The following is an 11,977-nucleotide window of genomic DNA, read 5'->3' as shown; positions in this document are numbered from 1 at the left end:
ACTTATGGTTTTAAATTTCCGTGTTTTCGAAATACTTACGGGTAATTTTCACAATTACACCTGAGAGTGCAAAAAGTGCAATGATGTTGAAAAATGCCATCAATCCAAGCATCACATCACCAAACGCCCATATTGTGGTAAGTGCCGTTATCGCACCTACAAAGTGCATTCCCACAAATGCCAGTCTGTACCATAAGATGGATTTAAATCCGAATAGATATTGAGCAGCCCTGTCGCCATAGTAGCTCCAGCTGATGGAGGTAGAAACCGCGAAAAGGAGAACTGCAATGGTTACGATGAATCCCCCGCCACCGGCAAGTGGTGCAAGGCCGATCTCAAAAGCCCGGGCAGTTAGCGGAGCCCCGTTTTCAACAACTCCGCCAAAAATTTGTGTGAGGATCTGGTCACTTTCATCAAAAGCAACGGGAGAAGTTCCAACATTTTCAATGCGTCCGTTAAAGAGTTCTGTCTGGTCGCGGTTGGTATACATAGTATCCACAGGGGCAGAATAACGGATCATTTCACCGTTTACGGGCACGCCGTCTTCAAAATAAAGAGTAGCGGGAGATTCTCCATCGAGCATCACATATTCAATGGAAGCATCTGACGGGTTCACTGTTGCGGTGTGATGCATATCCCAGGCGCCCGTAGTTACGATAACAAGACCTGTAATGGTACACACTACCAGTGTGTCAATAAATGGTTCCAGAAGCGCTACAACGCCTTCACGGACAGGCTGATCGGTTTTTGCTGCGGAGTGTGCAATGGGGGCTGAACCCTGGCCGGCTTCATTTGAAAAAAGACCGCGCTGGACACCGTAACTCAGGGTGAAGATAAAAGCACCGGATCCCACACCCAGAATTCCGGCCTGGGGATTAAAGGCACTTGTTACAATTTCTACAAATGAAGGGATGACAAGATTGTAATTCAGAATCAGGATAATCAATCCGGCCAGCACGTAGAGCGTAGCCATAAATGGAACGAGGCGCGAGGTAACATACCCGATTCGCTTAATTCCCCCCAGAATAACTGCTCCGACAAGACCTGCAGTGATAAAGCCGGTGAGAGCGCGGGGAATTTCAAAATCGCTATGCATTACATCCGCTACCGTATTAGCCTGAACGGCGTTTCCAGTGAGAAATGCACAAATTGCAGCCGCTATAGAAAATGCGACCGCCAGCCATTTCCAGTTTGGGCCCAATCCTTTTTCAATATAGTACATCGGACCACCGGATACGGTACCATCGGGGTTGGTTACACGGTATTCCTGGGCAAGGGTAACCTCTGTAAATTTAATTGCCATACCCAAAATAGCGGTTATCCACATCCAGAAAAGTGCACCGGGTCCTCCAAAATGGATAGCGAGTGCAACACCAGCAATATTACCGATACCCACCGTAGCTGACAACGCTGTACTGAGCGCCTGGAAGTGGTTTATGTCACCTTCATCATTCGGATCGTCGTAATGCCCGCTAACCACTTTCAAACCGTGGCTGAAGCGAGTGATTTGAATAAAACCGAGTCGGATTGTAATGAAAATACCAAAGGAGAGCAGAACAACCACCATAAAAGGGAGAGCTTCAGGTGTGTTCCAGATCAGATCTAATAGCCAAGAGATAACGTCGTCGAAGATGTCCATCAATAAAATATAAGGTTACGGTTTCTTCAGCCTCGAATGTATAAATAATATGAGTTACTTTTTAATAAAAATGGCAAACGAATGAACGATTTGCTTCGGAAAGTTCTTTTTTTATCAAACGATCACAATAAAGTTCTTAACTGATTATCGCAGAAAGAACTAAATGGATTAACAAGAAGAAAAACAAACATGTTATGACAAAGGCAGACATCGTTGACGTAATATCATCGTCCACAGGGCTCACTAAAGTTGAGACTGAAGCGGTTGTAAATGGATTTATTGACACCGTAATTGATGCAATGAAACGCGGCGAAACTATAGAACTTCGGGGTTTTGGTAGTTTTAAGGTGGTTAAAAGAGCACAGCGAGTGGCGCGAAATCCAAAAACCAATGAAGAAGTTATTGTGCCGGAACAATATGTCCCTACTCTCAAAATTTCTAAAGATTTTAAAAAGCAGGTTAATAAATCTAATTCATAGACTTTAAGTCTTTCAAACGAACTGATATCTTTTAATTGGGCTTTCAGGGGTTGATCTGCAAATCTCCAACAGATCTGCATCTCTTCTGGATCGTTGCAGTTTCACTAAGATTGTGATATTCTATCGGCGACCAGCAGTTGTTCGTCTACATATCAAAAATGAGAATTTTAGTCAGTTCGCTTCATTATTTATTAGCCTTCCTGCTAATCTCTTTGCTCAGTTCCTGCTCGCCATACCCGCAGGCTGATTTTTATGAGGTGGATGGAATTATATCTATTGTACCTGAATCCGGATCACAGTACCTGAACTGGCAGGAACAGTTTCATGTCAACAGCAGGGGGCTGATTTATCAACCTGAAGAGCCTGACAGTGCACAGAGTCTGAGATTTTCAGTTTATGTAACCAATCCCGGGAATTACTCATTGCATATTCTTGCCACGGGTTATGGTACATTGCAGGATCAGGGGGGAGGACCCGATATCACAATTACGGGCCCTGATAACTTTTTGGTTGATCGATTTACTGTTTCCTTACCACAAGATGAAGTACGTTTACAATGGATCCCCCGCAGAGATGGAAATAGCAGCAGCGACCTAAACTTTTCAAATCCCGGGTTGTATGAAATTCGTTTGCATCCCCGCGACCTGGAAGGACTACAGGTTCATAAAATTCACCTATCTCACAGTGATTACGTAAAACCCACTGGAACAGGACTTCCGCCATCTATCTCACCTGAAATAAACAGTGCCGATTTGTTTCGCGAACAGACGGTGATGCTTCCGCCTGACTGGTACTTTGGTTTTATGACTGGATATGCGGGAATGGATTTTACACCAGATGCAGTGAATACCCATTTGGGCACTTCGACAACGCTTCCGGATGCGGCCTGGTTTCAGAATCATGACTTTAATTCAGATCTCTCATCGATCAGGCAGAATTGGGATGAAGTTGTTTATGGAAAAAAACTTTCTTCTGATGAGTTTCCAACCAATGCCAGCAATGGCGGACTTTCGGAGATATTCAATCGAGGGTATCAGTATTTACTTTTAGACGGACCGGTCGAACTTTCCGATCTGAGTACATTACATGAGCTCGAACAGTCTGCGAACCCTGAAAGAGAGCGTAATCTCTATCTACGCCATCACTTTGTCGTAAATGATTCGCATCACCTGCAATATCCAGCCCCGGTTAGCAAGCCGACAACATTTAGCTGGGATTCAGCTCCTGAAATCGATCAAAATGGATATTATTCGCCTGGAGGCCTGAGTCAACTTCTTGAATCTGTTTCGGATCCAACTCTTAGCAGTTACAATACCCCATTTATTTCATACCCGGTTTCGCTGAAGGGCAGGGCTGATGAAGAGCTTTTTCTGAGAACCATACAGTTGTCAGCTTTTTTGCCTTCCATGCATTTTTTGGTTGATGATTTTTCGCACGACTCGTTTACTGAATCAGAAATAGAGATGATTCGGGAGAGTACCGATCTGCGTTCCAGGCTTTTTCCATACATTTACACACATGCCCATATCACAAGGCAGACAAGAAACAGTTTGATTGGTGGATTTCGGGATTACCCGGGACAATTCCGTTTTGGAGATGCATTTCTTGTTGCACCGGTTAGCGATCCGGGAGTTAGAGAACGGAGCGTTTATTTTCCGGATGATGGATTTTGGTATGATTATTACTCCGGCAGAGAATACCGGGCGGGTCAATCATGGGTGGTTGAGGCTCCATTGCGCCATATTCCTTTATTTGTTAAAGCCGGATCAATAATTTCGTACCGGCCAGAAGGGGGACCGATTCGGGACGGCAACAACGATCATTTGCAGGTGGAAATATACACCGGTAATGCGGGGACATTTCGGCTAACAGAAGATGATGGATTTACAAGAGATTATCGAAGAGCAATTGCAGCGAGAACCATGTTCCGGTATAACGAAGTTGCGGGGCAGCTTCGATTGACGATTGGTGCCGTGCAGCGTGAATACAGCGGAATGAACGAATACAGGTCGTACGAACTCCGTTTCATGCACACATCTTATCCTGAATCTGTGGAGCTAAATGGTGAATTGATGACTGAATCACACGAAGTTGATGAACAGGAAACGGCCTGGTTTTACGATCGGGAGAGTTCAATATTGATCCTGAACCTGCCGGATAGGTGGAAGCACGAGAGAACAGAGATAGCGATAACTCCGTAAGTAATTTTGGGCTTGGAGGGGTATCGTATCTGTTATAGTTACAGTATGTTCCCAATTTGTATCTTCACCTGAGCAGTTTTTTGCATGATCAGGTTTTTTTATTGTATTTAATATAAGTCTTAAAACCTGTACATAAATCTTTCTTTAGAATGGACAAATTTCAATTCGAAACCCTCGGAAAAGAACTTAACGGAACCATTACCAAACAAGGAGATTCCGGTTACCAAAAACTGAGAATCGGGTGGAACGGTTTTTTTGATAAATATCCAGCCGCTGTTGCCCTATGTAAAAATAGTGATGATGTGGCACGGTGTATCCGGTTTGTGAAAGAGCATGAACTGGAGTTTTCTGTCAGAAGCGGCGGCCACGATTATGCGGGGAAATCGATCTGCGATGGCGGACTGGTGATCGATCTTTCCGGGATGAATTCTATCGAAATTGATTCGGCTGAAAAGACCGCCATAGTGGGGCCCGGGGTGCGATGGGGCGCATTTGATGAAGCGGCGCAGAAGCACGGACTGGCAACTACCGGGGCTACGGTTTCAACTGTTGGCGTTGCCGGCTACACACTTGGCGGCGGAACCGGGTATCTTTCGCGCAAGCACGGCCTTGCACTGGATAACCTGCTGTCGGCCCGGATTATCACGGCTACCGGTGAATCCATTTTGACCAGTGAACATCACTATGAAGATCTCTTCTGGGCGATTCGTGGCGGCAGCGGTAACTTCGGAATTGTCACCTCTTTCGAGTTCAGCCTTCATGAGGTTGGGCCGGAGATTACGGCCGGACAGGTAGTCTTTCCATTCGATCAGGCCGGGGACGTACTCCGATTTTATCGCGGTTTTATGCAGGGCGCTCCGGAGGAGATCGCCTGCTACGCTTTCTTTTTAAATGCTCCTCCGATCGATGCATTTCCCAAATCCTATCATGGGAAACCGGTTCTCTCGCTGGTGATGGCTCATATAGGAGATTCCGAAACGGCTCAGGCAGAGCTCGCACCACTTCTCAATTTTGGCGATCCGATCTTGAACGTGGTTCAGCCGATGCCATATACCGCTGCACAAAAGATGTTTGATGAGGGAATGACGAGCGGAAACCGCTGGTATTCAAAAGCACATTATCTGGATGAGATCTCAGATGTGGCAATCGACACCATGCTGGAGCATACCAAAAAACTTCCCGGTGCATTCTCAGTCGCCTATTTCGAACCGATGGGCGGAGCCATAAACCGTATTGACCCGGAACTGACCGCCTTTCCGCACCGCGACTCGGCGTACACTCTGCACATTTTTGCCGGCTGGACCGACACTGAAGCAGATAATGAGCCAATGAACTGGGCAAAAGAGTTTCATATTGCCATGTCTCCACACGCCAGCGGCGGTGTGTATGTAAATCTGATGGGTCAGGATGAACAAAATCGTATTCCCGATGCCTACGGATCAAATTTTGACAGACTGAAAGAGATCAAAAAAGAGTGGGATCCGGAAAACCTGTTTCGCAGCAATCAGAATATTGAGCCAACGTAGCTCGGCTCGCCTGAGCCGAGTGGGAAAGATCCAGTCAACGGATTTTATCTTGTCTCAGGGCTGACGGTAAACGAGCTCCCACCCCTTTCACGAAGTTCATTTGTTTGCTTGGTTCATAAGAAGCGGGTCAGCGACCCGCTCTACATGTTCCAGCTCTTATTAATTTTGTTAATTAGCGCATCAAACCGTGAATCCTTCCGGACGGATTCCAGTACATCAGGGAAGTAGTAGCGGCACATCGGTGTGGTAAAGGCACCAAACTTTTCTACTTTTCCAAATTGGCTGTGTGCTTCTTCATAGTTATTTAACGCGGCCTCCACCAATCCTGCACAAAAATAGTCTTTATTGTCTTTTATCTTTTCGAGCAGATTGCGAGCCTCCTGATGTTTGCCATTCGCAACTTTTGCCAGGGCTAAGGTTGCATACGCTTCATTTTTAATGGGTGATCCGTTTGAGCTTTCAAGTTTCAAAGATTCATTGAGGGAAAATTCTGCTTCGGTATATTTTTCAAGGTGATAAAGACTCAATCCTTCCACAAAATGAGAAAGGCCAAATTCAGGCCGGATTTTTCTTGCACTCATCGATTCTTCCAGGGCTTCCCGGTATTTATGATTGGCCAGATATACTACAGCGAGAAACACCCTGGTGTAGGGTGAAAGCGGATCGAGCCTGGCTGCACGCTCTGCCGGCTCAAGACCACCGGCCGCATCTCCCATGATCATTCTCAGCCACCCGAGCCAGTTATACGCTTCCGAATAGCCGGGCTGTAGTTCAATGCACTTTTCCAGTGCCCTGGTTGCTTCCGGTCCGTTCTGATAGTATGAATGATATATCCCAAGTGAACAAAAAGTTTCTCCCAGTTCGGGATTTAACTCCAGGGCTTTTTGGATTGCTACCATGGGATCTCTCAACTCATCGTCATAAGAATAGTTGTACCATTTGATCAGCAAAAGAGCCTCTGCAAGGCCCGCCCATGCATTGGCATATTCGGGATCTTTCTTTACCGCATCGCGGAAAAGATTCAGAGACTTAAAAATACTCTGTTCTGTTCTCTGGCTTAGATATGATCTGCCTTGTGTGTATAAAAGATAAGCATCCAGGTTCTTAGTCGGCCGCTCATCTACGTGGCTCTTTTCAGTGGATGTCAGTTCATCGCGCAGGCTTCCTGTAATTTTCTCAGCCAGTTCACTCTGGATGTTGAAAAGATTTTCAGCAGTGAGTTCCCTGTCATAGGTTTCTGCCCATCGTATTTGTTCAGTGGTTGCATCAATCAGTTGTATAGTCAGCCGAATACGCCCAACAATTTGTTGAATGCCTCCTTTAATCACTGTTCCCACTCCTAATTTCAGGGCAATTTCCTCAATGGAAACTTCTTTAAAGCTTAAACGTCTGATTGAGTCACCTGAGATGATTGTGAGATCATCAACCCTCGACAGTTTCGTGATCAGGTCATTTTGAATTCCCTCGGCAAATGGCGACAGTTTATTCCTCTTCATATAGTCGGTGAATGGGAGAACAGCAATGGCTGTTTTATCGGGTTTCGAAATATTTTTGACTTCTATATTCTCTAATCCCCTGCTGTGATTCACGCTTTTCAGAATACCCTTAAACCGCGGACCTTTTTTCAGAGGGCCTAAAATATCCGTGTACAGATGATGGATGGAAAGTGTTTCCCAATCATCCCAATAATCTATCTGTTCAAAAAGACTAAGCGCTTTATCTTCATTTCCAAGAGATGCTTCAATCAGGCCCGTAGCAAAAAGATCACCTTTATCTTCAAGCTCTTTTTTTATTTTTTTTGCCTCATTAGTCTCTCCTATCATTTTATGGCAAAGCGCAAGTGTGGCAAGCGGGCCATTACCGGCCCATGGAACATTTCGATCTTGAAGTACCGCTTTTGCTTCTGAGTATCTTCCCAAATTGAACAATGCCATACCATGATGAATCGCCTGACCATCCCAGTCCGGCTGAATTTCAATTCCGCGTAAAGATTCAGACAGGGCTCTTTCAAGATAACCGTTGTAAAGGTATGATATTGAAAGATTGCTGAGAGCCTCCGGCGATAAAGGGTTCAGGTTTACTGCTTTTTTCGCACTTTCAAGAGCTTTTACAGGCTGGCCCAAAAGCTGGTAATTCCAGCTTAGCCAGTTGTGGGCTTCGGCGTAACTTGGTTGAAGTTCCACGGCACGTTTCAGTTCCCGGATAGCTGCTGATCCCTGGTGGCGGTTTGAATAGAGTAATCCGAGTGAGGCGTATGCTTCAGCAAGGTTTGGATCCAGTTCAAGCGCCCGGTTAATGGCCTCCTCTGCACGAGGCAGTGTTTTATCTTTATCTGCATGGCCGTAATCGTATTGAAGAGCCAGTGCATCTGCAAGGCCAACCCAGGCCAATGCATAATCAGGATCTTGTTCAACAGCGCTCCGGAAATATTCCACGGCCCGCTTCATTCCTTTACCGGTTCGCTGATCAAGCTGCCTGCGGCCGTATGTGTAGAGCCGATGAGCTTCAAGGTCGTCCGTAGGTGCCCATTCAGCAACGCGTTTTTTTTCACTTGGAGTAAGGCGGGCTTTCAGGCTGTCCGTAATTTTCAATGCCAGTTCACTTTGAATATCAAAAAAATGTTCAGCCGTAAACTCCCTGTCGTAGGTTTCAGCCCAGATGTGCTTGTCTTTTTCAACATCAATAAGCTGTATATTTAACCTCATTCTGCCGCTTCTGAACTGGATACTCCCTTCAACTATTGTTCCGGCACCGAGTTCTTCGGCAATCTGCGGTATCGGTTTTGTTGTTTCCCGGTACTGTAATACAGAAGTACGTGAAATGATATTTAGTGCTGAGACACCGGATAGCCTCGTAAGAAGATCATTGTGGAGTCCACCGGCAAAGTTCGATGTATCTTCTTGTTTGCCAAGCTCTTCAAAAGGCATTATGGCTACGGATTTAAAATCAAGCCGTTCTGTTTTATGATCACGATCGCTCTCCGGATGCCTCATTTTTATGGAAGCTTTGTCAAGGCCCTCCGTCAGCTCATTCATGGTCTCCTGGTGGTCGATGCCCAGTTCCTTCTGCAGTAGCTCCCCGTGCTGCCTCGCTATTCGAAGTGCTTCGGCCCTGTTTTCCGATGCTGCGTGTACTTCAATCATCCGTTTTACGACACGGGTATCATAAGGAAAAGCCTGGTTTTTTAACGTCCACCACCGCGCAGCTTCTTTGAGGTTACCGCGTTTTTCATCTTTTTCAGCAAGTGTTTCCAGTGCACTGCCGTAACGTTTCCGAAACCTTTCACGCTCTTGTTCAAGCCATTGATCAAGATCCGGTGAAGCTCCCGGTACATGTAATCCTTCAAGCAGGTCGCTGCGATAGAGCTCAACTGCTTTCAGCATGGTGCCTTTTTCGATCAGCTTTTCGAATTCAAGAGCATCACATGTTAATTTAGCGGTATCAACCCCCAATTCCTCTGTTCCCCTGGTAATAAGGATATCATCTCCCAGCGTGTTTCGGATATGATATAGCAGGTTGCTCAGGGAGTTCCGGGCACTCTTTTGTCCTTTCTCCGGCCACAATAACGGTAGAATACGATCCCTCCGCTGCATACCACGGGGGCGGTTCAAAATAAGATATGTAAGCAAAGCAAGACGTTTTGGCCCCGCAAGAAATGAGTGCTCAAGATTTCCATCTTCTCCTCTGAGTTCAGCCGGGCCAAGAATTTTAAGCTCAATCATAGTACAAAAAAAATTCCTCTTAGATCACAATCTAAGATATAAAACAGAGCGAACAAAGAGAGCCGCCGTATGTTTGAGTCGAATCCTGAATTCTGAACCAAAACAAGGCTAATCATGAACATTCTAAAATATTTTAATCAAACATTAATGATGCCATTTACAGGAGGGTTGATAGTAATGTTTATCTTTGCTGCCTGTAGTGAAAATTTGAGCACATCTCCTGATCCATCAATTTCTAACAATGAAGTACAATCTCAAGCCAGTTTGGCTTCCCAAATCAGTCCAAATAATGTTGTTGAACTAATTGCAAAACATGAGGGTGATGATTACATCTTTGAATTGTCAGCGGATGTGATTCCGTCGGGATGGACCACATTCAGGCTGATTAATGATTCACATTCGACACACTTTGCTTATATGGCCGGTGTACCACAGGCTGCTAAAGATAGTGCTGCTTCTGATAATACTGAATTACTTGATTACTGGATTCAGCATGTTACTAATCCTTTCCAATGGTTTATGGATGGTATTATTCCAGGGAAAGAGCCGGACGATGGCGACGCTCCTACAAAATATGCAGAAACACTCTTTCCAGCCTGGTTTGGAGACGTTTCACCTAGTGGCGGGCCGGGTTTTATTGGCGGCATGAGTTCCACTGAAACTACCGTCTATCTTGATGAAGGAGAGTATATCGTGGAATGTTACGTAAAAAATGGAGAGGGTGATTTCCATTCATATCTGGGTATGATTGAACTTCTAACTGTAACTGGCGAATCCTCGGTGGCAGAAGAACCGGTCGCCACTACCGAGTTAAACATTTCAACAGATGGTATTGAATTTGATCGCCATATCAGTGCAGGCGAACACATAGTTAAGGTCAATTTTGACGATCAGACCTTATATGATCACCTGCTCGGCCACGATGTCCACCTAATCCGAATGGATACGGGAACAAGTGTAGCAGAAGTTGGCAAATGGATGAACTGGATGGATCCGGACGGTCTCGTTTCGAGTAGCAGCGCTAATTCGCTTGGTCCTGCCACATTTCTTGGTGGAGTTCAAACGATGACCGAAGGCAGCCACGGATACTTCCACGTGGAACTTGAACCGGGACGTTACGCCTGGGTTTCTGAAATACCGAATCCACATTCGAACAAGATGCTGGAGGTGTTTAATGTGCCCGGCGGCCGGGCTCTTGGCAGATAAATTATTAATGTAAAGCTCCGGATGTATTCCGGAGCCATCTAAATCAGGATTACAACATGGAAATGAGATGAAGTGCCTATTGCATTGCTGTCCAATTATTTAAAACGACTATGAGTTAATAGAAATTGGTTTTTAACTAATCATAAAATTTTATAAATGCCATTTTACTACTTTTTATTCATTTTGAAATACATGAAATAAGTGTGAGAAATCAAATAAGTATTTACGGTAAATATTAATGATAAATAAACAAATAAATAGGGATAACTATGCTGCAGAAAATTAAACTACTCGCGATTTTTGTTGTCACATCCGGATTATTATACCAGTCGGTCCAGGCACAAATGCATTCTTCTGATACGGTTCATTCTGATCATTCCATTACGATTATTGCAGAAGATTACGCATACCAGGCCCCTAACCAAATTCCATCCGGCTGGACAACCATCCAGTTTGAAAATCATGGCAATGAAGACCACTTCCTGTTAGTGGCAAAAGTACCAGACGGTAAAAGCCTCGATGATTATGCAAGCCAGATTGTAATACCATTCAATGAAGTATGGTATGCATTGCGGGATGATGGTCTGGAACAGGAATTAGTTTTTGAGAAACTGATGCCAAATCTTCCCGAATGGTTTGCGGGAATTGAGTTTATGGGAGGAACCGGAATTGTTCCGGCCGGTGCGAGTACGCAGGTAACTCTGAATCTTAATCCCGGCACTCATATCCTTGAGTGCTATTATAAGAATGAAGAGGGTGAAATGCACTCCGTGGAAGGAATGCTGCGGGAATTGACAGTAACCGACAGTCAATCAGATGCGGCAGCTCCCGAAGCCGATATCAATATCACACTCTCAAACTTTGAAATGGATATTGTGGGTGATCTGAAACCCGGTAAACATACATTCTCTGTCCATTTGGTTGAAAACCCGGAACAGGGATTTGGCCACAATGTACACGTAGTTCGGGTTGATGATAACACCCAGGCAGAGGAGGTGTTACGCTGGATCAATTTTACGGAAATAGACGGGCTGAGAACACCAAGTCCATATACGTTTGCCGGTGGAATGCACCTTATGCCTGCCGGTGAAACAGCGTATTTTACCACGGAAATGGAAACAGGACGATACCTGTTTCTATCCGAATACACAGGGCATTTAGGAGTGGTGAAGGATGTTACGGTGGAGTAGCAGTACATTCAATT

The 11,977-nt window shown here is 45.1% G+C and carries 7 protein-coding genes; 5 read left to right on the top strand and 2 right to left on the bottom strand.

Going from position 1 to position 11,977, the window contains the following annotated elements; genetic code table 11:
- Positions 1-10 precede the first annotated feature (10 nt).
- Positions 11-1,639 carry a sodium:alanine symporter family protein gene (locus DYD21_RS11255; protein WP_116036655.1) on the bottom strand — a complete coding sequence of 543 codons (1,629 nt, stop codon included), beginning with the start codon at positions 1,637-1,639 and terminating at the stop codon, positions 11-13.
- Positions 1,640-1,779: 140 nt separating this feature from the next.
- Here DYD21_RS11255 and DYD21_RS11250 point away from each other — a divergent pair, with 140 nt between their 5' ends.
- The 3 genes from DYD21_RS11250 to DYD21_RS11240 all read left to right on the top strand — a co-directional run bounded on the left by DYD21_RS11250 (position 1,780) and on the right by DYD21_RS11240 (position 5,845).
- Positions 1,780-2,118, top strand: coding sequence for an HU family DNA-binding protein (locus DYD21_RS11250; protein WP_280842367.1), 339 nt, complete (start codon positions 1,780-1,782; stop codon positions 2,116-2,118).
- 158 nt (positions 2,119-2,276) lie between these two features.
- The gene (locus DYD21_RS11245) at positions 2,277-4,319 is read left to right on the top strand and encodes a DUF5110 domain-containing protein (protein ID WP_116036650.1); all 2,043 of its coding nucleotides are present in this window, start codon (positions 2,277-2,279) and stop codon (positions 4,317-4,319) included.
- A 149-nt stretch (positions 4,320-4,468) separates the two neighbouring features.
- Positions 4,469-5,845 (top strand): FAD-binding oxidoreductase, encoded by a 1,377-nt coding sequence (locus tag DYD21_RS11240; protein ID WP_116036648.1) that lies wholly within the window; start codon positions 4,469-4,471, stop codon positions 5,843-5,845.
- A gap of 140 nt (positions 5,846-5,985) precedes the next feature.
- On the opposite strand, the gene DYD21_RS11235 is transcribed toward DYD21_RS11240, so the two are convergent.
- Positions 5,986-9,567 (bottom strand): tetratricopeptide repeat protein, encoded by a 3,582-nt coding sequence (locus DYD21_RS11235; protein ID WP_116036645.1) that lies wholly within the window; start codon positions 9,565-9,567, stop codon positions 5,986-5,988.
- 114 nt (positions 9,568-9,681) lie between these two features.
- On the opposite strand from DYD21_RS11235, the gene DYD21_RS11230 reads away from it, so the two are divergent.
- Both DYD21_RS11230 and DYD21_RS11225 read left to right on the top strand, forming a co-directional pair.
- Positions 9,682-10,773: a hypothetical protein gene (locus DYD21_RS11230; protein ID WP_147303563.1), complete on the top strand. Its 1,092-nt coding sequence runs from the start codon at positions 9,682-9,684 to the stop codon at positions 10,771-10,773.
- 269 nt (positions 10,774-11,042) lie between these two features.
- On the top strand, positions 11,043-11,963 hold the full coding sequence (locus tag DYD21_RS11225; protein WP_116036639.1) for a hypothetical protein: 921 nt from the start codon (positions 11,043-11,045) through the stop codon (positions 11,961-11,963).
- The last annotated feature ends 14 nt before the right edge of the window (positions 11,964-11,977 follow it).

Origin of the sequence: Rhodohalobacter sp. SW132, assembly GCF_003390325.1 — a bacterium.
Lineage (GTDB): Bacteria > Bacteroidota > Rhodothermia > Balneolales > Balneolaceae > SW132.
The sequence above is the reverse complement of the archived record's forward strand: the minus strand, read 5'-3'. Positions and strand labels throughout refer to the sequence as shown.

Coding starts and splice junctions, on each gene's coding strand:
- DYD21_RS11255 (WP_116036655.1), bottom strand. CDS start 1,639: ATGGACATCTTCGACGACGTTATCTCTTGGCTATTAGATCTGATCTGG.
- DYD21_RS11245 (WP_116036650.1), top strand. CDS start 2,277: ATGAGAATTTTAGTCAGTTCGCTTCATTATTTATTAGCCTTCCTGCTA.
- DYD21_RS11240 (WP_116036648.1), top strand. CDS start 4,469: ATGGACAAATTTCAATTCGAAACCCTCGGAAAAGAACTTAACGGAACC.
- DYD21_RS11235 (WP_116036645.1), bottom strand. CDS start 9,567: ATGATTGAGCTTAAAATTCTTGGCCCGGCTGAACTCAGAGGAGAAGAT.
- DYD21_RS11230 (WP_147303563.1), top strand. CDS start 9,682: ATGAACATTCTAAAATATTTTAATCAAACATTAATGATGCCATTTACA.
- DYD21_RS11225 (WP_116036639.1), top strand. CDS start 11,043: ATGCTGCAGAAAATTAAACTACTCGCGATTTTTGTTGTCACATCCGGA.